Below are 25,577 nucleotides of genomic sequence, written 5' to 3'. Positions count from 1 at the left end.
TTTTGAGAGATTTTTATTTTTAAATGAAACCAAAAGCTTTATTCAACTGGAGCAGCGGAAAGGATTCTGCTCTTGCTCTTTATAAAATACTGCAGGAAGATCAATATGAGATTACGACCCTGCTTACCAGCATTAATCATGAGTTTCAAAGGATCTCTATGCATGGTGTCCCTGTTTCTCTTTTAGAAAAACAAGCGGAAAGCCTTGGAATTCCCTTAATTAAGATGGAGCTTCCCAAAGAGCCGTCCATGGAAGAATATCAGCAAATTATGAGTAAAACAATGGCAGAAATTAAAGCTCAGGGGATTGCTCATTCTGTTTTTGGGGATATCTTCCTGGAAGATCTTCGAAAATACAGGGAAGATCAATTAAACGCCATCGGGATGAAAGCTGTATTTCCTCTTTGGAAGCAAAACACTTCCAACCTCATCCATGAATTTTTAGAGCTTGGCTTTAAAACAATTGTAACCTGCGTCAACGGATCTTACCTTGACAAAAGCTTTGCCGGACGAATTATTGATCAGAAATTCATTGATGATCTTCCTGAAAATGTAGATCCTTGCGGAGAAAACGGAGAGTTTCATACCTTTACTTTTGACGGACCTATTTTCAAAAATCCGGTTCAGTTTGAAATGGGAGAAACGGTAAAGAAAACGTATCCTAAACCCAAAACATCTCCTGAAGAAGAGGACGGAGAATATGTTTTCTGGTTCAGTGATCTGTTATTAAAATAAGCCTGTGAATATTCATCCACAGGCTTTTTCCATATATTATTTTATTCAGCAATAACTTTATTCATGAGATCAAATACCAGCTGAATATCTTTTTCGTCAGTCATCCAGTTAACAAAAGCGGCTCTTATTCCTTTATGCTGATTATAAAAAGTAGGAGTCATAAAGACTTTTCCGGTATCATTCAATTTTTCAAGGAATAATCCTACCTCATCCTGCCGTGCATCGTCCTTTAGCGTAAAACAGACTGTATTCAATCTTACCGGAGCGAGCAGTTTGAAATCATTACTGTTTTCAATCAGCTCTCCAAGTTGTTTTGCCCATGAGATATTTTTATCCACAATCTCCTGATACCCGCTTTTCCCATAGGCCATGAGAGAGAACCATGCCGGAAGAGCCTTCAGTCTTCTTGAATTCTCAGGAAGAAAGTTTAGATAGCTGAAATTCTCCAGCGGATCTCCCAGATAAGGAGCATTTGAATTCTGAAAAGTTTCTACCTGTAAAATTTTATATTGTTCTTTAATAAGAAACACGGCACTTTCATAAGGCACGTTCAGCCATTTGTGACAATCTACAGTGATACTGTCTGCATATTCCCAGTCTTCAACAAGGTGTTGGTGCGTTTCCGAGCAAGCCGCAAATCCTCCAAAAGCTGCATCAATATGCCACCAGAAATCGTATTTCTCTTTTAATTTTCTGATTGCTTTAAAATCATCAAAATCTACAGTATTTACTGTTCCCCCACTTGAAATCAGAATAAACGGTTCTCCGTCAAGTTTCAGAATATGTTCTTCCAGATCTTTGATATTGATGGCTTCGCGGTTTCCTTCCTCGGTTTTAATTTTAACAATATTACTGCTTCCCAGTCCCAATAATGACAATGATTTGATGGATGACGAATGAGGGGTAGCGGTTAATATCTTTATCATTCCGGAAACACCTTCTTTCGCCATATCTCTTCCCTGCTCTTTTCCCAGCCATTGACGGGCAACAGCCAAACAGGTAAAATTAGACATGGTAGCTCCCGATACAAACCCTCCCAGAAATTTTTCCGGAAGATGAAGAAGCTTCAGCAAAAGCTGTATGGTTTCTATTTCTATACTTGCGGAAATATCTCCCTGTCCTTTTACAGACTGTACATTCTGATCATAAATTGTCGCCAGCCAGTCACCGGCTACCGACGCCGGAGTAGAACCTCCTGTCACAAATCCCCAATATCTCGGTCCTCCGGATCCTACCATGATGGGTTCGAATTTCCTGTTGAAAATCTGTAGAGCCTCTTCTGTTCCATATCCGGATTCGGGAAGTTCCTGCTTTTCTGAAACCTGCTGACTGACTACGGATGTAGGTCTTTCTTCAATAGAATTCAGATATTCTGTCCCCTGTTCTTTAACGATATTCAGCAGATGGTTTATGCTTGCTGAATCGTTTTTCAAATGTTCATTCATAATTGTGATCAATAGTCTATATCAAAAATATTAAATACTCTTCAAAGATTGATTAAATCCTTATTAAATTGCTCCGATACCTCATCCTAGCACGCAATTTGCTTCCCTTACTACTCTTTTGGATATTCTAGTATCTTTAAGAGTATCAATCATCATTAAAAAAATACAACACCTGTGATCAAAAATTTTATTATCCTGTCCCTTTTCTGTTTTTTGTTTTCCTGCACCACTGAAGCTCCTAAAATTGCTCCTGTTGACAAGAAAGCTATTGTTGATTCTACTATTGCTGCTTTTCAGAAAACACTTTTAGAACAACAGATTGATTCCACTTTCAAAAAATATCATTTTAATGGAAGCATTGCTGTTTTTAAAGATTCCATACCTCTTTACAGAAGAGAAAACGGATATTCGGATTTTAAAAGAAAAACCAAAATTGACAGCAATACTATTTTTGCGATAGGATCTGTAAGCAAGCAGTTCACAGCTGTTATGATCCTTCTACAGATGGAACAGGGGAAACTTAATGTAGCCGACAAAGCTTCAAAATACCTGAAGGAATTCCAGACCAAAGAATATGAAAATATTACAATTCATCAGTTACTCAATCATACTTCAGGATTGAATCTGATGGGTGGAAAGCTGATGTTTAAAAGTGGTTCAGATTTTTTCTACTCCAACGACGGATTTAATACGCTTGGAAAAATTGTAGAAAAAGTATCCGGAAAGTCCTATGACCAGAATGCGCTGGAACTGTTTAAAAAAGCGGGAATGGCTCATTCTTCAACAGGAAATGTTTTTAAAGGAAACAATTTTGCAAGTGCCTATGTCGGCACACCTGCCAAGTTCTCAGAGGTTCCCAATATGCCGCAAAGATTAGGCGGAAAAGAAATAGGAACTCCAGCTGGCGGAATATTATCTACCATTCATGATCTTCATTCGTGGAACAGTGCTTTGTACGGTGGGAAAATTTTAAAACCTGAAACCCTGAAGCTGTTTATGGCAAAAAGCTCAGAAAGACACCATGCGACCTTTGGAAAGATGGGTTATGCCTACGGAATCATGCTTAATATCGGGCAGCCTAATTCTTATTTTCACAGTGGTTATATAAAAGGCTCTCCTTCTTTAAATATCTATTATCCGGAAACAAAAACATCTGTCATCATTCTTTCAAATATTGCTGATGAGGAAAAAGGAAAAGGAGTGATCTTCAGACCTCATATTGAAGTAAAAAAGATCACGGATAACCTTGAAAATACGGTTGCACAGCTTAGATCAAAAAATTAATTGTAGTGGAGTTTTACTTAAGCCGACTTCAGGAACTCCTGCATTTTCACTAAGTTCTTTTTATGTTCGATAAAATTGAATACAACAAAAACAAGAGCTACCTGTAATACAAAAGGAAGAATCAAAGTCACCAGAACTCCCGGAACATCTGTATAATTCTGTTCCCTGAAAAACTCGTAAGCATAGTGTCCGCTCCTTATTACCACCTGCGTCATGGAGCTGGCACAAACAACCATTAATCCAAGATTCTGCTGATACATGGTGTAAAGAGATTTGCCCTTATATTTAAAGTCAGCTTTGATATACTTCCAGATTTTATAATTTAAAATCCAGATCAATATCGTTGCCAATACAAATGAGCCATTCAACAGTTTAAAAAACAGATCATATTGCTTTTGATTTCCTGATATAAAAATCAGCAATAGGTTAACAGCGAAAGCCAAAACACCTACTATCAAAGATTTTTTGAAAAGAACACTGTACTTCTCCTGTATAATTCCCTTAGCAATCAAAGGAATCTTAGTGGGATAAAAAAACAGGTAATTAACCATTATAAACTCTCCATTCCAGGATTCTTTTACCTTTAAAAAAGCTTCCTCAAAATTGATATTTTCATTAAACTGAATATCAGAAATCTGACTGATCATATGATCTCTGATTTCCACCAGAATATCCAGTGAAAGCTCCTGAGCTACCAGATAATCTGTAATTTTATTTTCCTGTTCCTCTGTGATCATATATTGAATATTGTCTGTAGGTTGAGTAAATAACTTTTCATCTCATTTTCTTGTTCTGCCTGCTGTTTTTTCCCTTTTTCGGTCAGCAAATAATATTTCCGGTCTCTTCCATTGATCTTTTGAATTTCGGAAATGAACATTCCATCGCTTTCTAGTTTGTGGAGTAATGGATAAAGTGCACCTTCCGTCATTTCAAGCTCACCCTGAGTAAGTTCCTTGGTTTTTTGGGTAATCTGATATCCATACATTTTAACTTCTTTTGAAAGGAGCTTCAAAATAATATTCTGCAGGGTACCTTTATAGAGGCTGCTTTTTTTCATAGAATACTTTATATACATTACAAACTTATGCATAATTTTCTTATGCATAAGAATTTAATATAAAAATCTTTTATTTGCCTTATGAAAAAAATGTACTTCATAGCCATCTACCCTCCTCAGGAGATTATTGAAGAAGTAAAAGTCTTTAAAAAAGATTTAGCCATTTATTATGCTAATTCCAAAGCTCTAAAGAATGAAGCCCACATTACTCTTTTCCCTCCATTTTCCAGAGAATTGGAACTGGAAAGTGACATTCATACTGCTTTTCAGAAAATCAATACAGAAATGACTCCTTTTGAGATCGAACTGAATGGATTTGGAAGCTTTCCTAATCCTAAAAATCCAGTGCTTTATGTGCAGCCAACAGAAAACTTATATTTAACAGAGCTTTATCAAAGAGTAAAGCAGCAGTTTAATTTTGGTAAATATTCTTTTCATCCTCACATGACTGTAGGATATAGAAATCTGACCTGGGAGAATTACCTCAAAGCCTGGGATAAATACAAAGCAAAGGAATACAAAACTAAATTCTTAGTTGATGAGATTTTACTTTTGCGTCACGAAGAAAATTGGATTCCTATAGCTGAAAAGAAACTAACAAAATAAAAACCGGCTGTAGTAGCCGGTTTCGTTATATTTATTCTTTAATGACTTTCTGAGAAAGAATCAGGTTTTTATTGTCTTTTACATTCAACAGGTAAGTGCCTGCCGGATAGTTTTTAATATCAACCTTTATTCCGGAATCATTTAATTCAAATCTGGATGGAATCATTTTTCCTGAAGCATCATACACTTCTACTTTTACGTCTTTTGAAAATCCTTGTTTTACTTTAATAAAGAATTCTCCGTCTGTAGGATTCGGGTAGATACTGAAGCGTCTCTCTTCTGCTTTCACTTCTGAAAGGTTAAGAGTAGCTTTGCTCAACGTCCAGGTTACATTGGTAACATGAAGTGTACTGTGATTATCCACTTTCAAAAGTGGATTGTTATCTACTACAGATAAAGTCAAGGTATTATTTCCTCCATTAAGCTGTCCGGGAGTAATTGTAATAGAACTTCCTGTAGACCCCAGAACCGTTCCATTTAAAGTCCAGGTATTAACTAATGTATTGGGATTAGGAAGAATTTCAGTAGCCGTGAAAGTAACACTGGAGGTAGCATCTACTGTAGTATTGTTTGCCGGTGTATAGGAATCTACGGGAGATACCAAAGAGTGGATTCTTTCAATGATCGCCTCTTTACATACAGAACAAAACTGCTGATTAAGATACCTCATCTCACAACTCTGATGCGGTCTGAACCATGTAGGACTTTCGGCATGAGGATATACTCCTACTCCATTCAATCCTACCCAGTTTTTCCATTTTATGGTAGCAGGATTAGAGTTCTGTGTTTTATTTGGTGATTCAAGTGATCCTGCAAACCAATATTCATCAGCTAATTTTCCAAATGAATGCCCGAGTTCATGTACTACAATTTCATTGGATGAACCATTTAATGAAGCAAACGCATATGTTCCGCCACAACCTCCATATTCTGTAGAGTTGCCCAACACATAAGTGATATCATAATCAGGAACATTGGCTGCCAGCACCTGCCCTACTGTATTAGATGTATTACTGTATAAACATCTGTGAACACCTACGTCGAAAGTAGACCCCAGATAGTTATTAGGATTAGATACAGGGATTACGGGCTCCACAACATCTGTTGCTGTCCCGGGATGCTTCACTCCGGATTCTGTGGAAATCACTTTTACGGCATAAGCATTAAAGTAATTTTTATATTCAGTATAAGGACTTTTTGTAAAAAGATAATTGACCGTATTTTGAGCTGATGTAGTAAAAGCTGTTTGCTCTGCAGCCGTAAAACCGTCTCCTAAAATAGCAATGATAACGCGTTTACTGTTGTCTCCGTTCTGCAAAAGCGGAACTGTATCAAATGTCTGGGCAAAGCAGCTGCTTCCTATCAGAAGGGAAAATAAAACTTTTTTCATATTTATAGTTTTTGTGTGAATAATAGTTGTACTCCATCCTCAGTTGCTTTTTCAACTTTCACCATCTGAACATTTTCAGAAAAGGAAAATCTTGCACTGAACTCAGTATTTTGAAGGGAAGCTTTATGTCTGGTAATGCCTTCTTTTTCGTAAACTTCCAGTTCAGGATTAAAAGGATCTCTCACAAGCTGCTGAGCAACTTCTTTTCCACCTGCCCCTGTCAAACTAATGATAAGGTCTCCCTTACGAACTTCATTTCTTTCAAAAGAAGAAGTATGTTTCAATCTGCCATCTGCAATTTTACTGCTCTGGAGAGTAACTTTCGCGTTTCCTGACTGATCTTTATCCGCCTTGAAAAACAAATAAATAATCCTGTCACTTTTAGCTGTTATTGCTTCTGAATGCAATTTCTTGTTTTGAGGCTGCTCATTCTCTTTCTGAAAGCTACAAAGCACAAAAACAGGGACAATGAGTATATTAAATACTTTTTTCATAATCATTTTTGTTTAAAGGTTTTAAAGTTTCAAATATATTAAATATAAATAAAATTCTGTTCAAATACTTTTTCATGCTCAAAACTTAGAAAGCCCTATCTTTGAGGCAATGATTTCAGAGAAAATAATTTTAGGTATTGACCCGGGAACAGCGATAATGGGTTTTGGTATTATCTCCGTAAAAAAAGGAAAAATGGAGATGGTTTCTATCCATGAACTGATTTTAAAGAAATACCCCAACCACGAAACGAAACTCAAATATATTTTTGAAAGAACATTATCTCTTATCGACGAGTTTCATCCTGATGAAGTAGCTCTGGAAGCTCCTTTTTTTGGGAAGAATGTACAAAGTATGCTGAAACTTGGACGCGCACAGGGAGTTGCTATGGCTGCCAGCCTTTACAGAAATATTCCTATTACTGAATATTCTCCCAAAAAAATCAAAATGGCCATCACCGGAAACGGAAATGCCAGTAAAGAACAGGTTGCAGGAATGCTTCAAAATCTACTTAATCTAAAAGAATTTCCTACAAAGTATCTGGATGCCTCCGATGGTCTTGCTGTTGCAGTATGTCATCATTTTAATTCCGGAACTATCACGGATACTAAATCATATTCCGGTTGGGAAAGCTTCCTGAAGCAGAACCCCGACAGATTGAAGTAATTCTACCTTCTCCGCTTATTCTTAAAAGACTGATTCACAATAAAAACAACAAAACACATAGTTACTTGGTAAAACATAATACTATCTTTTACATTGGTATGATTTTTAGTATTACCTTTGTATAAATTTTCAGTTATGAAAACAAACCAACAAACTATAAATCAAGGAACTCATACAATAAACTGGTTCCAAAAGTTTCTGATGGTATGTTCCGGAGGGAACATCCATATTTTAAGAAAGACTCCGAGTGAATGGAATAAATTTGCCGGAATTGGAGGAATTGTACTTTTTACTGCGGTATTTGCTACTTTATCTGCCGGCTATGCCATGTATACGGTATTCGATAATATCTGGGCTTCAATAGGATTTGGAATTCTATGGGGGTTGATGATTTTTAATCTTGACCGTTATATTGTTTCTTCGATCAAAAAAACAGGGACCTGGTGGAATCAGATTCTGATGGCTATCCCCCGTCTTATACTTGCTACGTTTCTGGGAATTATCATTTCGAAACCATTAGAGCTTAAAATTTTCGAGAAAGAGGTAAACAAGCAGCTGAATACCATTATCCAAAGAAACAAAAAGCAGCTTCAGGGTGAAATGAACGGAAGAATTCTTCAACAGAGCGGCCCTTTTGAAACAGAAAAACAGCAAATCTCAGGAAAAATTGCTCAGTACCAGAAAGCATATGACTCTGCTTCAGTAGAGCTTGAAAAGGAAATTCTGGGAAAACAATCTGGATTAACCAGTGGAAAAGAAGGATACGGCCCCAATGCAAAACGTAAACAGGAATTGAAGGAGCAGCGCAGAGTGGATCTGGAAAATTATCAGAAACAAGCAGCTCCAAGACTGGAGTATCTGGATAAAGAAATTTCTAAGGTATACACCAATCTGGAAACAGAAAGGAAGTCTACGGAAACTTTTGAAGATAAGTTCAATGGGTTTGCGGCAAGGCTTCAGGCATTGGATGAATTGGGCAAGAATTCTGCGATCATAGGACTTGCAGCATCTTTTATCATGGGATTATTTATTTGTCTTGAAATTTCTCCGGTACTGGTAAAACTGATTTCTCACATAGGACCTTATGACTATCTCTTAGAAAAAACAGAAAATGATTTCAGGCTTTACTCTAAAGAGAAAATTGAAAAAGGAAATGCTTTGACTGATTTCAGGATCGAGGATTTTAAGGATAATTTGAAAAATTAGATGGAGCAAGCACCCTAAAACATTAAAGAAAAAATCTATAATAATATAATTTTCAATAAATAAAATCTAACCTTTTGCATTATAGCAAAAGGTTTTTCTTTTAATAAAGTATTTTATATAAAATATTTTCTAAATTTATACTACCAAAATCTTTATTATCATGAAAAACTTATTTATTGCATGTACACTGCTGATCAGCGGTGCATTCGCCCCTTCTTTACAAGCTCAGGCATCGGATCCCTATTTGGGACAAATTGCTTTTGTTCCTTATAATTTTGTTCCTAAAAACTGGGCATCATGTGACGGACAACTCCTGTCTATTGCACAAAACACAGCCCTTTTTTCTCTTCTTGGAACTACTTATGGAGGAAATGGAACAACCACTTTTGCTCTGCCGGATATGAGGGGAAGAGTACTTGTTCATAACGGACAGGCTCCTGGAGGCCCTACTACCTATACCATGGGACAAACCGGAGGAACTGAGAGCGTGACGTTATTGATAACACAAATGCCGGCACATAGCCATACAGTAAATGCCGTAACAGCCGAGGGAAATCAAAATTCTCCCACCAACAGTCTTCCGGCAGATACCAAAATTCTTGACAAAGAGTATTCTGATGCAACAGCCAATACCACGATGAAGAGCACAATGGTAAACAACACCGGCGGAAGCCAGCCCCATGAAAACAGACCTCCGTTTATAACCCTGAAATGTATTATTTCATTAGTAGGAATCTTTCCATCACAAAACTAACAGTTATGAAAATTCTTTACTTAGTATGTCTTGCCCTGGGAAGCTCAGCTTTTGCGCAGACAATAACTTTTACCGGATGTCCTAATCTGTTTAGCAGCCCTCCTAATACTTATGTATTTAACAAAACAGGGGTAGATGCCTTTAATAAGAATATCTATATGACTACTCCTATTGACGGCGGGCAGGATTGTGGCGGATTAGGAACCTGCGAATTTAAAATTCAGTGGAACAACACTCTTACGAGATGGGAATTTATTGCAGATGATGGAAATGGAACTTTTGCCAATCCGGCTTTAATCTATTATAATTCAACTGGAAATAACTCAATTCCAATCCCTCCGGGTAACACTATCGGAACATGGACAGAGAATACAACAGTTACAAGCGGACAATGCGGTGGTAACCTTACTGCAGTAAATTCTACCATGACGGGTGACGTGCAAAGTTCAACATTAGGAACTTCAGAGTTTTCTAAAAATAAAATTCAGATTTTTCCTAATCCTGTGACTGACTTTATCCGTATTTCCGGCATTGACGATGGATTGTCTATTCAAATTTATAATATAGACGGACGTGTTGTAAAATCTGAAGCGTTTGATTCAAAGATTGATGTTTCTCAACTCGTTCCCGGTGGATATGTATTGAAAATAAATACCAGAAATTTTCAGACTCATCAGTTTAAATTCGTTAAAAAATAAATCTTTTCTCAAAAGGAATCAATCATTAAAGCTTTCAGAATAGAATACAAAAAAATGTCCCCATTCGATTGGGGACATTTTATATTGAATATTTCTTAATTTTTATAAAGAATAATTCGGAGCTTCCTGTGTGATAATTACATCGTGCGGGTGAGATTCTTTCAATCCGCTTCCAGTAATCATTACCAGTTTGGAATCTCTCTGAAGCGTTTCAATATCTTTCGCTCCACAGTATCCCATACCAGCTCTCAGACCTCCGGTCAATTGGAAAATCACATCTTCCAGTTTTCCTTTGTGTGGAACTCTTCCTTCAATTCCTTCCGGAACGAATTTTTTAGCTTCACTCTGGAAATATCTTTCTTTACCTCCTCTCTTCATAGCTGAAAGGCTTCCCATTCCCTGGTAAGATTTGAATTTTCTTCCCTGGAAGATAATTTCTTCTCCCGGAGCTTCGTCTGTACCAGCTAAAAGTGAACCAAGCATTACTGCACCAGCTCCACTGGCAATAGCTTTAACGATATCTCCTGAAAGTTTGATACCTCCATCACCAATTACAGCTACATTTTGAGATTTAGCATATTCGTAAACATTATAGATTGCGGAAAGCTGAGGAACTCCTACTCCGGCAACTACTCTGGTTGTACAGATAGATCCAGGTCCTACTCCTACTTTTAATACATTTGCTCCTGCTGCAATAAGGTCTTTTGCCGCATCTGCAGTTACAATATTTCCTCCTACAATATCAAGGTTCGGGTATGCTTTTCTGATTTCAGAAATTTTATCTAAAACTCCTTTAGAATGCCCGTGTGCAGAGTCTATGGCAACGATATCAACTCCAGCTTTTACCAAAGCCTCAATTCTCGTCAATGTATCTTCTCCTACTCCTACTCCTGCTCCTACAATAAGACGGCCACCCTCATCTTTATTAGCATTCGGGTATTCCAATTGATTATCGATATCCTTGATGGTAATTAAACCTACAAGTTTATTATCTTTATCTACGATAGGAAGTTTTTCAACTCTGTTTTTAAGAAGGATTTCTTTTGCCTTTTCAAGGTTGGTATTTTTGTCGGAAGTGATCAGATTTTCTTTGGTCATGATCTCTTCAACTTTCATATCAAGATTTTCCTGATATTTTACATCTCTGTTGGTAATAATTCCGATCAGAACATTATTAGGATCTACCACGGGAAGACCTGAAATCTTATATCGTGACATAAGATCTCTAGCTTCACCTAAAGTATGATCTTTAGATAATGTAACCGGATCTGAGATCATTCCGTTTTCGGAACGTTTTACACGGTTTACCTGAGCAGCCTGCTCAGCGATCGTCATGTTTTTGTGGATAAAGCCTAACCCTCCAACTCTTGCCAGAGCAATAGCCAGATCAGCTTCAGTAACAGTGTCCATCGCAGCGGAAACTATCGGAACATTCAGCGTGATTTTGTCGGTAAGTCTTGATTTTAATGAAACCTGGTTAGGTAAAACTTCTGAATAAGAAGGGACTAGAAGAACGTCATCGAAAGTGATGGCTGTCTCTACAATTTTGTTATGAATAGACATCTTTACTTTCTTTGCAAAATTAGGTTATTTTAGTGAGATATGAAAATCCTTTTTAATAGTTTAAATAAAATTTAATAATCAATAACTTAAATCAAAAAACCGTCCTTTTGTCAGAACGGTTACGGTACAAAATAATTGAATAAGTATGAAACTACTTTAGTTATATGTTAAATAATGAACATTAAAGGTTATTATGTTGCGAAGGTTCGGGGTTATTTATCTGAAACAGCATTAATCATTTTTGAGATATCATTAGCTGTAAAGTTTCCCTTCACATCTACAAACACGATATCATTTTTCTTGGATCCTACTGTTATCAGCATATTTTTTATAATTTCTCCATCCTGCTTTACCCGAATGTTGATATTATCCCCTTCATGTTTTATGGTAGCCCATTCTTCATAATGGTTATTATTTAAAAACTGGGCATAGTCGTTTAGCATTTCACTGCTTCCGTTTGTTACGGTAAGCACTTTTATTTTAGAAGCCTTTTTTACAAGATCAATGGTCTCTTCACTTTCTCCTTCTTCTCTCAATGCCTTCTTAATATAAGATTTTGCCAGAACCATCGGTACATTAATACTTGCAAACTGAGCTCCCTTGAAATCATATTTTGAATTCTGGAAAAAATCTATGTTCGGTTTTCCTGAAACGATACACGATTGAAGCGTACCGATCGTCAGAATGGTCAGAAAAATGTGTTTAAGAGTCTTCATAGGTTAGTTTTTTTATTTGATTTGTCTGAAGCTTCCTCCAGATACTTTGTCTACTTTGGCATCCAGTTCAGGATTTCCTCTCAGTTTTACAGCAGCACCTGATGAAACGCTTACTTTCAGCTTATCTGTAACCAGTAAGGAAAGACTTGCTCCTGAAGTAGATTCTACGACCGCTGTAGCGATTTTAAGATCATCTGCTTTACAAGATGCTCCGCTGCTGATATCAATTACAGCAGAAGCTGCCTCTCCGGATAAGCTAACGCTTGCACCACTGGAAGTATCCAATGCCAGGTTGGGTGTTTTAATATCAACATCCAGTACCGAACCTGAACTCACAGTAACTGCTGCTGTCTGCTTCACATTGAATGTTCCTTTAATAATAGAGCCAGATTCTGCTTCAATTGCCAAACTGCTTTCTGTAACAGGATTCACTGCTGTAAAGATACTTCCTGATGATGTTTTTATAGCATTGATATTAGGAGCAGAAACATTTACGTTCAGATTTTTAAATCTCAGATTTCGAACCCCTTTATTATCTACATATATCTTTAAAACTCCGTTTTCCACCTTAGTGATGACATATTGAAGTTTATCCGCATCTGCAATTACTTTTACACTTCTTGTATTTTCTTGTTTGAAAGTAACATTTACTCCTACACTGGCATCTATCTTTGAGAATTCTCCTACGTTTCTGTTATCTCCATTCAGATAGGAAGAGGTATTACCAGAGGTAAGATCATTTCTCACAGAAGTCGTCACAGAAGAAGTGGTTGTTTCCCCAGAATTAATGATCTTATTCACATCTGATAATTTCATTTTTCCGTTAAGAATAAAAATAATATTTTCTTCTTTGGAATCCACATTGAAAACAAGATTTTCCAGGTAGTTGTCTTTTTCATCTTCAGCCAGGAATTTCATGGAGGTTCCGTCACTGCTCATAGACATCAGCTCATTGAAGTTAAGGGATTTCAAAGCATTGTTTACTCTGGCCGTCTTATCTTCATTCATTTTTATATTGGCAAGATTTTCATCTTTTAGACGATCCGGAAACGTTATTTTGGGGATAATCAGAATTTTAAGACCTTCTACCTCATTCAGAATCGGTTTTATTTTTCCGATATAGGCATCATCAACATCAATGGTATTCAATAGCTTGAACATTGGTTTTTTGATGTTGATAGAGGTTACTCTTCCATTTTTTTCAAAATCCTGAAAAAGCTTGTCTAATTTCTCAGTTTGAGCAGAAGAAGTTGCAAAGCTGCTTAGCATTATGGCTATTATAAAAAATATTTTTTTCATGGGATTGTTCTGATTTTTAGTATTCGCTGTCAAGATTTTCATTTTTTTGAGAAGATGCTACTGTTTTTTTAAACTCACTTCCTAATTTCATAAAGGAATATCTGGTAACATCCAGGGCTTCTTTTTCACTACTGATTCTTTTACCGTTTACAATCACATAAGAATCATTGTAAGCCGATGCAGAATCATTTATATTTTTGTTGTTTGAGGTATTGCTGACATATCTTGGTCTTGTTTCCTTTTTAAGTCTTCCTCTTTTTGGCAGGATTTCATCCATTACATCTTTTTCCGCTACCTGATTATCCTGAAAAACAGAATCTTTTTTCACTCCGGAAATAGAATCGGTATGATTCACCGCAACCTGTTCCTGATGATCACTGTTTTCTTCAATGAATCCAGACTTCTGTTTTAAGATTTCGTCTTTTACCAGTTTTTCTCTGTCTTGTACATCTGCTGTACCGGAATTATTAGAGTTGAGAAATAAACCGATCCCGAAAATCAATATTACACTGGCAGCCATCCAGAACCATTTAGGAAAAGAGGGCTTTTTCTTTTCTTCCAATGGAATAACAGGTGCCATATCCTGCGTAGGTTCCGCACCTTCTGCAGTTTGAAGAAAATCTTCAAAACTCCAGTCCATTTTTTCTTCCTTGATATTCTGGAAGACTTCGTTGTATTTATCTTGTAATTGATCTTTTTTCATAGCTCATCAGTTGTGAGATTTGTTCTTTTACTTTTTGTCTCGCACGCATCAGGTTTACCCTTACTGCATTTTCCTCCATTTCCAGCATTTCGGAAATTTCGGAAACTTCGTATTCTTCTACATCTTTCAAGTGGATGACCATCTTTTGTTTTTCGGGGAGCTGATTGATAAATCCTACAATATGTTCCTTAAGGTTATCAACTTCCATACTGTAAAGCTCCGAGCGATGAAGCTGCATATCCGCAAAGCCAATCTTTACATCGTGATGCTTCAGGCGGTTCAGGCATTCGTTCCGGACAGACTTCAGCGCATAGGATTTAAAATTCCCGAATTGCCCCAGTTCATCCCTCTTCTGCCAAAACTTCATCATGAGATCCTGTACTACATCTTCCGCTTCATCACTGCTCATGACAAACCGCTTCGCAAAACGATACATCTCGTCTTTGAGAATAAACACCGTATTCTTGAAAGTTTCTTGGGTCATGAGTTTTGTTTCTTATAGGTAAGACAATTGCCGTTACAGATCTATTACATCAAAAATAAAAAAACTTCAAAAAAATTGAAGTTTTTTATTATAATCGAATTAATACGCATCAAAAATATGTTTCAGAATCGCTTTATCTTCTTCTGTTAAAGCAACTTTCCTTCTCGCCATGGCTCTTTCTGCTACTTCATATACTTTATCAAGCTTGAATCTTTCATCATCTTTCAGTCCGCCCCATGAAAAGCTCTCTATAAGGTTAGGAGGAAAGCCAGGTTTGAAAATATTGGAAGCAACTCCAACTACCGTTCCTGTATTAAACTGGGTATTGATGGCTGCTTTGGAATGATCTCCCATGATAAGGCCGGCAAACTGTAAGCCTGTATCTTCAAATGCTTTTGTTCTGTAATTCCACAGTTTTACATTTCCATAATTGTTCTTCATATTTGAAGAATTGGTATCAGCTCCAAAATTACACCATTCACCAATCACTGAGTTTCCAATGAAACCATCATGTCCTTTACTCGTGTATCCGAAAATGATAATGTTATTCACTTCTCCGCCTACTTTACAGTAAGGTCCGATAGTGGTAGCTCCATAAATTTTAGCACCAAGATTAAATTTAGAAGCTTCTCCTAATGTGATAGGTCCGCGCAGATGGCAGCCTTCCATTACTTCAGCATTTTTACCGATATAAATTTTACCGGTTTTAGTATTCAGAGTAGAAAATTCAATTTCAGCACCTTCTTCAATAAATAAATCTTTTTTATCTCCTAAAAAACCGTTTGTGGAAGATAGTTCCTGTGAAGTTCTTCCTTTGGTAAGCAATTCAAAATCGAAATCAATGGCGTGATGGTTATAAGAAAACAGATCTTTTGGTCTTTTGAAGAAAATAAGATCTTCCTTAATATCAGTCATTTTTTCAATCTGATTAAGAGAAAAACCTTTCATATTGATTTTAGCCGCGATCAATTCGTCTTCATAAACCAGAGCTTCTCCTTGCTTAAGATCTTTAATCTGTTGAATTACAGTTTCTGTAGGAAGAAAATTTGGCACTAGAAAAAGACTTTCTTTTTCCTCCGGGCTTTTAAATTTATCCTGAAGATACATTTCTGTGAAATATGAAACCTCAGTGTTTTCAAGAATTTTCTGCCATCTTTCAGCAAAAGTCAGAATTCCGCATCGCATCGCAGCAACCGGACGGGTAAAAGTAAGCGGAAGAAAGTCTTCCCAATATTGAGCATCTGAAAATACTAATTGCATCGTTCAGTTTTTGGTTTAAGTTTAAAATTCTAAGGTTAGCAAATTTACAATAAAAAAAGTCTTCCAAAAAATTGGAAGACTTCTATATTTTTAAGTATACAAAAATTACTTAGCGAATTTTTTGTATTTGTTCATGAACTTATCAACTCTACCTGCAGTGTCAACTAATTTTACTTTACCAGTGTAGAAAGGGTGAGAAGTTGAAGAGATTTCCATTTTGATTAGTGGATACTCTTGTCCTTCGAACTCGATAGTGTCTTTTGTTTCTGCAGTAGACTTGCAAAGAAACACCTCGTCGTTACTCATATCTTTGAAAACAACAAGTCTATAATTTTCTGGGTGGATTCCGTTTTTCATAATACTATTTTTAAAAAAATTAAGTTTGCTTTCGAAATAGTAATGGATATTTCTCTGCTAAATTTTAGGTTGCAAAAATACAACATTTTTTTAAATTTCCAAATACTCGATTCAATTTTTTTTATAGATAAGAAATTTAAAGTATTTTCGTTAAATTTGGAACTTACTTAAACTTTAATTTCAATGAAATTCAAATTATTACTGGCTTTTTCCTTCTGGATGTTACTTGTAGCAGTATCATGTAATAAGGATGATATTACGTTTGACAGTCCTACACAATCATTACGTTTTTCAAGAGACACGGTGTTCTGTGATACGGTATATCATCAGGTACGCTCAGAAACCTATGTTGTAAAGGTATATAATAATGAAGATAAAGATATCCTGATCCCAAGAGTGAATCTTGAAAAGGGAGCTGCATCATTATATAGAATCAATGTGGATGGGAAGCCGGGTTATGACTTTCAGAATGTTCCTTTAAGAAAAAAAGACAGTCTTTATATTTTTGTTGAAATTGCCCCACAAGCTACCGGACCCGAAGCAATTGCTGAGGACAAAGTTCTTTTCACCAGCCCTGCAGGACAGCAGCATGTAACATTATTTTCTGTGGTACAGGATGCTGAGTTTTTTATCCAGACGCCTGGCAATCCAAATGTAATTACCAGTTCCACCACATGGAATAACAATAAAGCAAAGATCATCTACGGAAATCTTACCATCAATCCGAATGTAACTCTTGATATCAATGCAGGAACTAAAGTTTACTTCCACAAAAACAGCGGAATGAAAGTTTCTTCCGGAGCGGTTTTAAATATCAACGGAACTCAGACTGATCAGGTTATTCTTCGTGGTGACAGAAATGATCCTAGCTATGATACGGTTCCTAAAAACTGGAATTCTATCAGAATGGAAGCCAATTCTACTCTTAATATGAATCATGCCAGACTTTTCGGAGGAACAAGGGGTCTTGATATGAGACAAACCAATGCTACTATTACTAATTCTTTCATCCATACTTTCTTTGAATATGGAATTTATGCAGTAGGTTCTACGGTGAATGCCAATAATCTTGTGATGAACAATTGTGGTTTATCATGTATCGGTGTATTCCTTGGAGGAAAACACAGCTATACTCATGCTACTATTGCGAATTACTCTAAGACCATGAGTTCTTTCGACAGAACCGGAATTTTTGCGGCCAATGAATGGAAAAATGATGCAGGACAAACACAACAGGGAGCCTTGCAATTACTTGATATCAAAAACAGTATTGTATATTCTGACAGGGATGATGCTGTTCATTTTGAGCAAACCCCGGGACAGCAGTTTGAATTCTTACTTCAAAATTCATTAATCAAATATACCAGTGCAACGGGAGCAGGCTTCACTTTTGATAACAATCCGCGTGTAGTGCAAACCACTAAAAATACTGATCCTCAGTTTGTCAATTATTTTATGGCTAAAATGAATTTAAGAGTAAAATCCACTTCTCCGGCTATTGGAAAAGGAAATACAGCTGTAGCAGCAACGGTACCTTTTGATATTGTGAATGTATCCAGAACGACCAATCCAACTTTAGGAGCTTATCAATAATGGAGATTACCCAGTTACAACAGCAGGTAGATGAATGGATCAAAACCATTGGGGTAAGATACTTTAATGAACTTACCAATATGGCGATGCTGACAGAGGAAGTAGGCGAAGTAGCCAGAATCATTGCCAGAAGGTATGGTGAACAAAGCGAAAAGGAAAGCGACAAGAACAAAGATCTTGGTGAAGAACTGGCAGATGTGCTTTTTGTAACACTATGTCTGGCCAATCAGACCGGAGTGAATCTGCAGGACGCCTTCGACAGAAAAATGAAAATCAAAACTGACCGCGATAAAGACCGGCATCAGAATAACGAAAAATTGAAATAATAATGAATGATGAGTTACAAACGAATTTTTAACTCATCATTTTTAAAGATAATGTAGATCATAATGAAGCTAGAAAAATCAAAATTATTAAATGATAAAACAGTACAGATCAGCGGTTCGAAAAGTATTTCGAATCGTTTATTGATTCTGGAAAGTCTGTTTAGCAATATAAAAATCGGAAATCTATCCAATTCTCAGGATACCCAGTTGCTGAAAAAGGCACTATCTGAGGATACGGAAGTGGTAGATATCCATCATGCGGGAACGGCAATGCGTTTTTTGACTTCTTATTATTCTATTCAGGAAGGAAAGACAACGATTCTTACCGGTTCCGGAAGAATGAAGGAAAGACCTATCAAAAATCTGGTAACTGCTTTGAGAGATCTTGGAGTAGAAATTGAATATATGGAAAACGAAGGATTTCCTCCTTTAAAAATTACAGGAAGAAAGATCACTCAAACTTTTGTGAATGTTCCGGCCAATATTTCAAGCCAGTTTATCACATCTTTACTTCTTATTGCGGGAAAGCTAGAAAACGGTTTGGTCATTAATCTTGTAGGCGATGTTACTTCAAGATCTTATATTGAAATGACACTGGATATCCTGACCAGATTTGGTATTCAAAGCAGCTTTGAAGGAAATACCATCAAAGTAGAACCTTTTACTCCTGATCATTCCAAGGTGGTACATTATGAAGTGGAAAGCGACTGGAGCTCTGCTTCATACTTCTACTCTATCTGTGCATTGGGAAGAAAAACCATTCACCTGAAAAGTTTTTACAAAGAATCAACGCAAGGAGATTCCGCAATTGCTGATATCTACGAGAAGTTCTTCGGAATCAAAACTACATTCTCTGAGGATGAGCATCAACTCACTCTGGAACCTCAGCCTGATTTTTCTTTCCCGGACAAAATTGTTCTGGATATGAACGACTGCCCGGATATTGCACAAACTCTATGTGTAACAGCCGCAGCCTTAAAAATTCCTTTTGACATTTCCGGATTGGGAACATTAAGAGTAAAGGAAACCGACAGACTTCTTGCCTTATATAATGAGCTTAAAAAACTGGGTACTGAAACAGAAATCACGGATTTGACTATTCAATCGACCAGTTTCGGAGAGCCACAAGATGATATTTCGATCAAAACGTATCAGGATCACAGAATGGCAATGAGCTTTGCTCCGTTCTGTCTGATTAAAGAACTTAATATAGAGGATGAGGATGTAGTAGAAAAGTCTTATCCATTGTTTTGGGAAGATCTTGAAAGTATAATAATTCATTAATTTGACAATATAAAAGTGTGGTAATTTGAAAATGATTTTTTATTTCAGATTACCACATTTTAATTCTATATAATAATGATGAAAACCTTCTTTTCCTTTTTGATTGTTTTGTCTGTAATCAATTTATCAGCTCAGAATCTGAAAAATTTTTCGGTTCCAAAAGGATACACCCGAATTGCAGAAGCCAAAGGCGATCTTGACAAAGATGGAAAAGATGAGGTGGTATTGGTATTTGACATCAATATAAAAGCATCAGACGACCGTAATCTGGAAGACACTACAGACTACAAAAGAGTTTTCTACATTCTGAAAAACGAAGACGGCAGACTAAAAATCTGGAAAGAGAATTCGACTATTCTTTTTTCAAGCGGTACCGGATTTTACCCTTCTGACAATACACTTGAAGTCAGCATAAAAAATAACAGCCTTCACATTGGACAATCATTTTTTACCAATTCCAGGCATACTCAGCAATACAAACATACTTTCAGGTTTCAAAACGGAGATTTCTATCTGATAGGATCACTTGATCATTTTGAAGATACCTGTGATTTCAGTTTTACAAATGAAATCAATTTTTCTACCGGAAAAGTAATTATTGACAGGGAATATTCATCCTGTGATGATGATGCCAAAATACCTCAGGATTTCCACAAGGAGTTTACTCACAAACTTCAGAACCTTATCAAAATGGATGATTTCAAAATCGGGGAACACAAATTTAGGCTTCCCGGTTTGAAGGAGGATTTTGTTTTTTAAGATGAAAGGTTGAAACTGGGTGCTGGAGGTTACTGCTGAGCTGTTAATCTATGATAGCCGGTTTTAATGTAAATACACTACTATTTAATTATTAATGATTTCTCTTGTTCCATCATCCATCCCCAACTTCCCAACTTTAAATCAACTTAATCATCTCTTAAAGTTAAATTAACTCCTTATGCTTTGATATATTCTTATTTTTAAGCTACCTTAAAAAATAAAAAAACTATGTTCAAACAAAGCATGAAACGTATGACAGCCATCACTCTTGGGGTTGTTACTGCATCTATCTTTTTTTCCTGTTCCAATGACAGTCTTATCGAAAGGGATTCTAGTGAAAACAATTTAGCTTCTTTTGCAAAGACTAACAACAGAGCTTCTTTAGCACCCATTGAAATGAATAGCTGGATGTCTGGTCTTCAGGATAATATTTCCCTATCAAAAATCTCAATTCCCGGAACTCATGATTCCGGAGCACGTGTAGATGCCCCTGTTGTATCAGGTACAGCTAAAACTCAAAACCTCAGCATTGCGGAACAACTGAATGCAGGAGTTCGTTTCCTGGATATCCGTTGCAGACATATTGACAATTCTTTCGCCATTCATCACGGAGCGATTTACCAAAATCTGAATTTTGATGATGTATTGAATGCATGTTATACCTTCCTTAGCAGCCATCCATCTGAAACAATCATTATGTCTGTAAAAGAAGAATACGATGCTTCCAATACCACCAGAAGCTTTGAACAGACATTTGATTCTTATGTACAGAAAAATCCTTCAAAATGGGATCTTGGAGCAAATATTCCTACGCTGGGATCTGTAAGAGGAAAGATCAAGTTGTTAAGAAGATTCTCTTCAGGAACAACTAAGGGAATCAATGCTTCACCATGGGCAGACAATACTACTTTTGACATCAACAATTCCGGTGTGCAATTGAAAGTACAGGATTATTATAAGGTAACCAACAATGATGATAAGTGGAATGGAATTTCCAGCCTTCTTAATGAAGCTAAAAATGATACGAATGGGAAACTTTTCGTGAATTTCACCAGCGGTTATAAGCCTGGAATCTTCGGAATTCCTAGCATTCCTACGGTATCCAATGCTATTAATCCAAAACTTAAAACATTTTTCCAAACCAATACTCAGGGTTCATTTGGGGTAATGCCGATTGACTTTGTGAATGCTGAACTTTCTGAATTAATCGTTAAGACCAACTTCTAAATTATTATTTGTTAGATATACTCAAAGGCTGTCTCTCTTGTTGAGGCAGCCTTTTTGAATTTTATTTTATTTTTATTTCACCCGGATTATCCACAAACATCTGCTTAATCTGTGGGAGCTTTAAATTAATACACAAAAAAAGACTGTTTCAAAAACGAAACAGTCCCTCTTTGTAAAAGTAAAAGTATAAATTAAAAAGCTATTTCTGAATTCCGTAAGCGGCCAGTATTTTGTTGAAGATCTCCGTATTTTCAAACAATCCTGTGAATTCTTTTGAATTTGGTCCGTAAGCAAAAACACTTGACGGAATAGAGGTATGATCATTCGTACTGAAATTTCCGAAAATCCAGCCATCCTTTAAACTTCCATCCAAAAGCGTCAAACCTCCTGTTTCATGGTCTCCCACTACAATTACCAGGGTTTCTTTATTCTCGTCAGCAAATTTCATTGCCTTTCCTACAACATGATCGAAATCCAGTAATTCTGTAACAAGCTGTTCTATATTATTGCTATGGCCTCCGCCATCTGTCTGGGAAGCTTCAATCATCATGAAGAATCCTTTTTTATTGTTTTTTAGATCATTTAAAGTAAGATCAAATGCATCAGCCAGCCAGTTTCCTCTTCCATTGGTTATTCTTTGTGAAGCCAGAGGATCAATAATCAGAGTACGGTTGTTTATTTTAGTTACTGATTTCAAATTCTGGTAAAGATCTATTTTTGCTTCTTTGAATTTCTGCAGATTATCCTGAGACAATCCGCTTGTAGGACCGCCGATCAGTATTTTAGTTTTCGAAGCAGCAAAATCTTTCAGAATAGGTTCTGAGCTGTTTCTGTTATCCGAATGGGCATAAAAATCTGCAGGAGTAGCATCTGTAACATCTCCTGTGGAAATAAGCCCGGAAGTCATTCCTTTTTCAGCAATAATATCAGGAATTTGTGCTAATGCTTTTCCCATATTGTCAACTCCCACAAATGTATTTTTGGTTTTCACACCAGTCGCAAATGCTGTAGAGCCCGGTGCAGAATCTGTAATGTAAGCATTGGATGAATTGGTTTTGGAAAGCCCTGTGGATTTCATGTTGAAAACATTCAGCTTTCCTTTGTTTGCGGTAAAAGCAGCATAATATTGGGGTAAAGAAGTTCCGTCCGGAATAAGAAGAATAACGTTCTTTACTTTTTTCTCCACACCATCTGACTGGTAAGTTGGAGTATAAGTGGCGTATTCTTTTGTATTCTTATAAAAGTTTTTCGGAATCGTGTTCATGAATTTTTTAAGATCCGGAATATGATCGGTATTGATATAATCCACTCCCAAATCCATCAGATTTACCCATGCATTAGGAAAATCAGGTGCTCCATAAAAACGAACCGGCTTCTGCTGAGCATGAGCTTTGTCCACTGCACTTTTAATCTTTTGAGTTTCTTCATCCCTTGGAATACCTTTTCCATTCCATTTTACCAATCCCGGAAGGTCTGCACTGAACATTCCTACTCTTTTTAATTCTTCTGGAGAATAGTTTTTATCAAGGTCTCCATCGAAGTAAAGATAGTTCGGATAATTCTTAAAATCTGACGGTTGAGGTCTTCCCCCGGTAATGACAATTTTAATTCCTGGATTTCCTGTGATCTCGGGATATTTCTTTAAAGTATTGACCAAAGCTTCCAGTGATGTTTTATAATCCTGCTTAATATCAATCAGCAACTGAAGTTTCTTACCTGCATCAGGATAAATATTTCCCTTGTTCAGCTTAATCTGTTTTGAAATATTATCGAGATAAAGATTTTCCAGTGTTCTGTCTGACGAAAGTTCTTTTTCGGTATGCGCTACCCAAAGATTTCCTTTTACCAGAAAAACATCTGCCTCAATAGAACCGAAGTTGGCATAATAAGCCTGCCAGAAAGGGATCTCCTGCATATAGTCATTATGCGAATGCGCATTTCCTACATTGTAATGTAAATAATTCTGAGCCTGATTTTTGGAAAAAACAGCCAGAGCCAATACCGCTAATATTTTTGATAGTTTCATTCGTATATCGTTATTATTTTATAGGTCAAATGAAACGACCTATCTCCATACCTTTGAAAAAACTATATCACCACAGAAGGTTCTGCAATGATATAGTGACTTATATATAAAAGATTAAAATTTTACCAGCCTTCATTTTGTTTAATGATTCCATGACTGTTTACGATTTCAGCCTGAGGAACTGCCCAAACATTATGTACAGCTGGATTAAAGTTTCTTGCTGCCCAGACTACCTGTCCATTGATCCCGTGCAGAGGTTTAGCATAAGCAGCCTGTGCATCACCCCAACGTACAAGGTCTCTGTGTCTGTCTGCCCATTCACCTGCCAGTTCACAGCGTCTTTCGTGTTTCAGATCGGCCATTGTACATCCATTTTTCGCGGTTAATCCTGCACGTACTCTGATCATATTGATTTCCTGATCTGCAGATTTCCCCTGCATCAGTAAAGCTTCTGCTTTGATCAAAATAACCTCAGCATAACGCATAATAGGAACGGCAAGATCTGTACATGGATAATCTCCGTTGGCACTTACGTGGCCGCTGTTTAGCTGATATTTAAAGGCATCCATATATTTATTGAACTGATATCCGGTAAGAGAATTGGTAGAAGCATATGTTCTTACCTTTCCATTAAATGTAAATTGATCTCCGGTTTTCAGAATGGTAGCACTTCTTCTAAGGTCTCCTGTTTCATATTCATCAAACAATTCCTTAGTCGGTTGGAAATACCCCCATCCGTTATATTCTCCCCATCCTTTATTTTCAAGCATTACGCCGGGAAGAATACTTCCCCAAGCCGTAAACTTAGGCGTTCCCGGGATTGACCAGATGTATTCTGAACTGTAATTATTGTCCGCTTTGAAAACATCAGCGAAGTTACCCAACAAAGCTCTGTTTCCTTTGGTCATTACTTCATTAGCCCAGAATTCTGCATTCTTCCAGTCTTTCATAAACAGATATACTTTTGCTAACAATGCCCAAGCTGCTGCTTTATGAGGTCTTCCGTAATCTTTTGCGGGAAGCTCTGCCTGTGTAGGTAATAATTCTGCAGCTCTTTTCAGGTCGTTCACGATGTAAGTGTAATTTTCCATTACGTTGGCTGCTCTTGGGATTGGATTGGGATCCGGATCTTTTGCCCGGTCAATAATCGGAACTCCGGCCTTTTCATTTCCGTAAGAGTAAGCCAGTTCAAAATACATTCTGCTGCTCATGAACAAAGCTTCTCCAAGATATTTATTTTTAATCGCCGATGAAGTCTGAATATTATCAACATTACGGATAACACGGTTGGCAACCCCGATTACGTTATATCTTTTGTTCCACTGGGTTTCAAGATCTCCTGCCGCGATGTAATTGCTGCTGAAGTTTTTAGCATTATCCGCTTCACTTTTAGCTCTTCCGGTTACCATATCATCACTGGCATTGATAAACCAGAACAGACCTCTTCCATAAAACTCTCCATCGAATAAAGGCTTATACATGGCATTTGCTCCGGTAATAAGATCATTTTCTGTTTTCCAGAAACTGGCTTCAGTAGGTGTTCCTTCCGGCTGAACATCCAGTTCTCCTGTACATGAAAGAAGCATCGCGGATATCCCTGATATTAAAAATATTTTATTGAAAAATTTCATTTTTTTACTTTTTGTTG

The 25,577-nt window shown here is 36.8% G+C and carries 26 protein-coding genes; 12 read left to right on the top strand and 14 right to left on the bottom strand.

Annotated elements, in window-relative coordinates; all coding sequences use genetic code 11:
* Positions 1 to 23: 23 nt before the first annotated feature.
* Positions 24 to 734, top strand: coding sequence for a diphthine--ammonia ligase (locus LKL37_RS10230; protein ID WP_431610486.1), 711 nt, complete (start codon positions 24 to 26; stop codon positions 732 to 734).
* Between the two features lie 41 nt (positions 735 to 775).
* Here the strand turns inward: LKL37_RS10230 and LKL37_RS10225 are convergent, their stop codons facing one another.
* The gene (locus tag LKL37_RS10225) at positions 776 to 2,179 is read right to left on the bottom strand and encodes a pyridoxal phosphate-dependent decarboxylase family protein (protein WP_431610485.1); all 1,404 of its coding nucleotides are present in this window, start codon (positions 2,177 to 2,179) and stop codon (positions 776 to 778) included.
* A gap of 174 nt (positions 2,180 to 2,353) precedes the next feature.
* On the opposite strand from LKL37_RS10225, the gene LKL37_RS10220 reads away from it, so the two are divergent.
* Entirely contained in the window at positions 2,354 to 3,463 is a 1,110-nt protein-coding gene (locus LKL37_RS10220) for a serine hydrolase domain-containing protein (protein ID WP_431610484.1), read from the top strand.
* Positions 3,464 to 3,480: 17 nt separating this feature from the next.
* Here the strand turns inward: LKL37_RS10220 and LKL37_RS10215 are convergent, their stop codons facing one another.
* Both LKL37_RS10215 and LKL37_RS10210 read right to left on the bottom strand, forming a co-directional pair.
* Positions 3,481 to 4,200 (bottom strand): hypothetical protein, encoded by a 720-nt coding sequence (locus tag LKL37_RS10215; protein ID WP_431610483.1) that lies wholly within the window; start codon positions 4,198 to 4,200, stop codon positions 3,481 to 3,483.
* Positions 4,197 to 4,520: a PadR family transcriptional regulator gene (locus tag LKL37_RS10210; RefSeq protein WP_431610482.1), complete on the bottom strand. Its 324-nt coding sequence runs from the start codon at positions 4,518 to 4,520 to the stop codon at positions 4,197 to 4,199. Before LKL37_RS10210 ends, LKL37_RS10215 begins: the two co-directional genes overlap by 4 nt.
* Positions 4,521 to 4,601: 81 nt before the next feature.
* Here LKL37_RS10210 and LKL37_RS10205 point away from each other — a divergent pair, with 81 nt between their 5' ends.
* Complete coding sequence (locus LKL37_RS10205) at positions 4,602 to 5,126, top strand: 2'-5' RNA ligase family protein (protein WP_431610481.1); 525 nt, start codon at positions 4,602 to 4,604, stop codon at positions 5,124 to 5,126.
* 31 nt (positions 5,127 to 5,157) lie between these two features.
* Here LKL37_RS10205 and LKL37_RS10200 read toward each other — a convergent pair whose 3' ends face one another.
* Positions 5,158 to 6,516: a M64 family metallopeptidase gene (locus LKL37_RS10200; RefSeq protein ID WP_431610480.1), complete on the bottom strand. Its 1,359-nt coding sequence runs from the start codon at positions 6,514 to 6,516 to the stop codon at positions 5,158 to 5,160.
* 2 nt (positions 6,517 to 6,518) lie between these two features.
* Positions 6,519 to 7,010, bottom strand: coding sequence for a hypothetical protein (locus LKL37_RS10195; RefSeq protein WP_431610479.1), 492 nt, complete (start codon positions 7,008 to 7,010; stop codon positions 6,519 to 6,521).
* Between the two features lie 109 nt (positions 7,011 to 7,119).
* Between LKL37_RS10195 and ruvC the strand changes: the two genes are divergently transcribed.
* The 4 genes from ruvC (at position 7,120) to LKL37_RS10175 (ending at position 10,332) form a co-directional block, all read left to right on the top strand.
* Positions 7,120 to 7,674, top strand: a complete 555-nt coding sequence (ruvC, locus tag LKL37_RS10190; RefSeq protein WP_318846282.1) for a crossover junction endodeoxyribonuclease RuvC — start codon at positions 7,120 to 7,122, stop codon at positions 7,672 to 7,674.
* Positions 7,675 to 7,809: 135 nt separating this feature from the next.
* A complete protein-coding gene (locus LKL37_RS10185; RefSeq protein ID WP_431610478.1) occupies positions 7,810 to 8,880 on the top strand; it encodes a DUF4407 domain-containing protein in 1,071 nt (356 codons plus the stop codon).
* Positions 8,881 to 9,040: 160 nt separating this feature from the next.
* Positions 9,041 to 9,634, top strand: a complete 594-nt coding sequence (locus LKL37_RS10180) for a phage tail protein (protein WP_431610477.1) — start codon at positions 9,041 to 9,043, stop codon at positions 9,632 to 9,634.
* 5 nt (positions 9,635 to 9,639) lie between these two features.
* On the top strand, positions 9,640 to 10,332 hold the full coding sequence (locus LKL37_RS10175; protein WP_431610476.1) for a T9SS type A sorting domain-containing protein: 693 nt from the start codon (positions 9,640 to 9,642) through the stop codon (positions 10,330 to 10,332).
* Between the two features lie 102 nt (positions 10,333 to 10,434).
* On the opposite strand, the gene guaB is transcribed toward LKL37_RS10175, so the two are convergent.
* From guaB to LKL37_RS10140, 7 genes are all read right to left on the bottom strand, one after another.
* The gene (gene guaB, locus LKL37_RS10170) at positions 10,435 to 11,895 is read right to left on the bottom strand and encodes an IMP dehydrogenase (protein WP_431610475.1); all 1,461 of its coding nucleotides are present in this window, start codon (positions 11,893 to 11,895) and stop codon (positions 10,435 to 10,437) included.
* 212 nt (positions 11,896 to 12,107) lie between these two features.
* Entirely contained in the window at positions 12,108 to 12,611 is a 504-nt protein-coding gene (locus LKL37_RS10165; protein ID WP_431610474.1) for a DUF4252 domain-containing protein, read from the bottom strand.
* Between the two features lie 12 nt (positions 12,612 to 12,623).
* Entirely contained in the window at positions 12,624 to 13,910 is a 1,287-nt protein-coding gene (locus LKL37_RS10160; RefSeq protein WP_431610473.1) for a DUF4252 domain-containing protein, read from the bottom strand.
* Between the two features lie 16 nt (positions 13,911 to 13,926).
* Positions 13,927 to 14,613, bottom strand: a complete 687-nt coding sequence (locus LKL37_RS10155; RefSeq protein WP_431610472.1) for a hypothetical protein — start codon at positions 14,611 to 14,613, stop codon at positions 13,927 to 13,929.
* The gene (locus LKL37_RS10150) at positions 14,588 to 15,097 is read right to left on the bottom strand and encodes an RNA polymerase sigma factor (protein ID WP_047373602.1); all 510 of its coding nucleotides are present in this window, start codon (positions 15,095 to 15,097) and stop codon (positions 14,588 to 14,590) included. Before LKL37_RS10150 ends, LKL37_RS10155 begins: the two co-directional genes overlap by 26 nt.
* A gap of 99 nt (positions 15,098 to 15,196) precedes the next feature.
* Complete coding sequence (locus LKL37_RS10145) at positions 15,197 to 16,357, bottom strand: GlmU family protein (protein ID WP_431610471.1); 1,161 nt, start codon at positions 16,355 to 16,357, stop codon at positions 15,197 to 15,199.
* A gap of 105 nt (positions 16,358 to 16,462) precedes the next feature.
* Positions 16,463 to 16,714, bottom strand: a complete 252-nt coding sequence (locus LKL37_RS10140; protein ID WP_027375398.1) for a type B 50S ribosomal protein L31 — start codon at positions 16,712 to 16,714, stop codon at positions 16,463 to 16,465.
* A gap of 183 nt (positions 16,715 to 16,897) precedes the next feature.
* Between LKL37_RS10140 and LKL37_RS10135 the strand changes: the two genes are divergently transcribed.
* The 5 genes from LKL37_RS10135 (at position 16,898) to LKL37_RS10115 (ending at position 21,903) form a co-directional block, all read left to right on the top strand.
* Positions 16,898 to 18,307 carry a hypothetical protein gene (locus LKL37_RS10135; protein WP_431610470.1) on the top strand — a complete coding sequence of 470 codons (1,410 nt, stop codon included), beginning with the start codon at positions 16,898 to 16,900 and terminating at the stop codon, positions 18,305 to 18,307.
* The gene (locus LKL37_RS10130; RefSeq protein ID WP_034692883.1) at positions 18,307 to 18,633 is read left to right on the top strand and encodes a nucleotide pyrophosphohydrolase; all 327 of its coding nucleotides are present in this window, start codon (positions 18,307 to 18,309) and stop codon (positions 18,631 to 18,633) included. Before LKL37_RS10135 ends, LKL37_RS10130 begins: the two co-directional genes overlap by 1 nt.
* A gap of 63 nt (positions 18,634 to 18,696) precedes the next feature.
* A complete protein-coding gene (locus LKL37_RS10125) occupies positions 18,697 to 19,917 on the top strand; it encodes a 3-phosphoshikimate 1-carboxyvinyltransferase (RefSeq protein ID WP_431610469.1) in 1,221 nt (406 codons plus the stop codon).
* A 75-nt stretch (positions 19,918 to 19,992) separates the two neighbouring features.
* Positions 19,993 to 20,676 carry a hypothetical protein gene (locus tag LKL37_RS10120; RefSeq protein ID WP_431610468.1) on the top strand — a complete coding sequence of 228 codons (684 nt, stop codon included), beginning with the start codon at positions 19,993 to 19,995 and terminating at the stop codon, positions 20,674 to 20,676.
* Positions 20,677 to 20,904: 228 nt separating this feature from the next.
* Positions 20,905 to 21,903, top strand: coding sequence for a phosphatidylinositol-specific phospholipase C (locus LKL37_RS10115; protein WP_431610467.1), 999 nt, complete (start codon positions 20,905 to 20,907; stop codon positions 21,901 to 21,903).
* 199 nt (positions 21,904 to 22,102) lie between these two features.
* Here the strand turns inward: LKL37_RS10115 and LKL37_RS10110 are convergent, their stop codons facing one another.
* Together LKL37_RS10110 and LKL37_RS10105 are read right to left on the bottom strand one after the other, a co-directional pair.
* Complete coding sequence (locus LKL37_RS10110; protein WP_431610466.1) at positions 22,103 to 23,929, bottom strand: alkaline phosphatase; 1,827 nt, start codon at positions 23,927 to 23,929, stop codon at positions 22,103 to 22,105.
* A 122-nt stretch (positions 23,930 to 24,051) separates the two neighbouring features.
* A complete protein-coding gene (locus LKL37_RS10105; RefSeq protein ID WP_431610465.1) occupies positions 24,052 to 25,560 on the bottom strand; it encodes a RagB/SusD family nutrient uptake outer membrane protein in 1,509 nt (502 codons plus the stop codon).
* Positions 25,561 to 25,577: the final 17 nt, after the last annotated feature.

The organism is Chryseobacterium sp. 'Rf worker isolate 10', from assembly GCF_050753305.1.
In the GTDB taxonomy this organism is placed as follows: Bacteria; Bacteroidota; Bacteroidia; order Flavobacteriales; family Weeksellaceae; genus Chryseobacterium.
Note: the sequence above shows the minus strand (reverse complement) of the source record. Positions and strands in the feature narration are given on the sequence as shown.

What these genes read in the sequence shown, in the direction of transcription:
- LKL37_RS10230 (WP_431610486.1), top strand. Translation starts at nt 24, where the DNA reads ATGAAACCAAAAGCTTTATTCAACTGGAGCAGCGGAAAGGATTCTGCT.
- LKL37_RS10225 (WP_431610485.1), bottom strand. Translation starts at nt 2,179, where the DNA reads ATGAATGAACATTTGAAAAACGATTCAGCAAGCATAAACCATCTGCTG.
- LKL37_RS10215 (WP_431610483.1), bottom strand. Translation starts at nt 4,200, where the DNA reads ATGATCACAGAGGAACAGGAAAATAAAATTACAGATTATCTGGTAGCT.
- LKL37_RS10210 (WP_431610482.1), bottom strand. Translation starts at nt 4,520, where the DNA reads ATGAAAAAAAGCAGCCTCTATAAAGGTACCCTGCAGAATATTATTTTG.
- LKL37_RS10205 (WP_431610481.1), top strand. Translation starts at nt 4,602, where the DNA reads ATGAAAAAAATGTACTTCATAGCCATCTACCCTCCTCAGGAGATTATT.
- LKL37_RS10200 (WP_431610480.1), bottom strand. Translation starts at nt 6,516, where the DNA reads ATGAAAAAAGTTTTATTTTCCCTTCTGATAGGAAGCAGCTGCTTTGCC.
- LKL37_RS10195 (WP_431610479.1), bottom strand. Translation starts at nt 7,010, where the DNA reads ATGAAAAAAGTATTTAATATACTCATTGTCCCTGTTTTTGTGCTTTGT.
- ruvC (WP_318846282.1), top strand. Translation starts at nt 7,120, where the DNA reads ATGATTTCAGAGAAAATAATTTTAGGTATTGACCCGGGAACAGCGATA.
- LKL37_RS10185 (WP_431610478.1), top strand. Translation starts at nt 7,810, where the DNA reads ATGAAAACAAACCAACAAACTATAAATCAAGGAACTCATACAATAAAC.
- LKL37_RS10180 (WP_431610477.1), top strand. Translation starts at nt 9,041, where the DNA reads ATGAAAAACTTATTTATTGCATGTACACTGCTGATCAGCGGTGCATTC.
- LKL37_RS10175 (WP_431610476.1), top strand. Translation starts at nt 9,640, where the DNA reads ATGAAAATTCTTTACTTAGTATGTCTTGCCCTGGGAAGCTCAGCTTTT.
- guaB (WP_431610475.1), bottom strand. Translation starts at nt 11,895, where the DNA reads ATGTCTATTCATAACAAAATTGTAGAGACAGCCATCACTTTCGATGAC.
- LKL37_RS10165 (WP_431610474.1), bottom strand. Translation starts at nt 12,611, where the DNA reads ATGAAGACTCTTAAACACATTTTTCTGACCATTCTGACGATCGGTACG.
- LKL37_RS10160 (WP_431610473.1), bottom strand. Translation starts at nt 13,910, where the DNA reads ATGAAAAAAATATTTTTTATAATAGCCATAATGCTAAGCAGCTTTGCA.
- LKL37_RS10155 (WP_431610472.1), bottom strand. Translation starts at nt 14,613, where the DNA reads ATGAAAAAAGATCAATTACAAGATAAATACAACGAAGTCTTCCAGAAT.
- LKL37_RS10150 (WP_047373602.1), bottom strand. Translation starts at nt 15,097, where the DNA reads ATGACCCAAGAAACTTTCAAGAATACGGTGTTTATTCTCAAAGACGAG.
- LKL37_RS10145 (WP_431610471.1), bottom strand. Translation starts at nt 16,357, where the DNA reads ATGCAATTAGTATTTTCAGATGCTCAATATTGGGAAGACTTTCTTCCG.
- LKL37_RS10140 (WP_027375398.1), bottom strand. Translation starts at nt 16,714, where the DNA reads ATGAAAAACGGAATCCACCCAGAAAATTATAGACTTGTTGTTTTCAAA.
- LKL37_RS10135 (WP_431610470.1), top strand. Translation starts at nt 16,898, where the DNA reads ATGAAATTCAAATTATTACTGGCTTTTTCCTTCTGGATGTTACTTGTA.
- LKL37_RS10130 (WP_034692883.1), top strand. Translation starts at nt 18,307, where the DNA reads ATGGAGATTACCCAGTTACAACAGCAGGTAGATGAATGGATCAAAACC.
- LKL37_RS10125 (WP_431610469.1), top strand. Translation starts at nt 18,697, where the DNA reads ATGAAGCTAGAAAAATCAAAATTATTAAATGATAAAACAGTACAGATC.
- LKL37_RS10120 (WP_431610468.1), top strand. Translation starts at nt 19,993, where the DNA reads ATGATGAAAACCTTCTTTTCCTTTTTGATTGTTTTGTCTGTAATCAAT.
- LKL37_RS10115 (WP_431610467.1), top strand. Translation starts at nt 20,905, where the DNA reads ATGTTCAAACAAAGCATGAAACGTATGACAGCCATCACTCTTGGGGTT.
- LKL37_RS10110 (WP_431610466.1), bottom strand. Translation starts at nt 23,929, where the DNA reads ATGAAACTATCAAAAATATTAGCGGTATTGGCTCTGGCTGTTTTTTCC.
- LKL37_RS10105 (WP_431610465.1), bottom strand. Translation starts at nt 25,560, where the DNA reads ATGAAATTTTTCAATAAAATATTTTTAATATCAGGGATATCCGCGATG.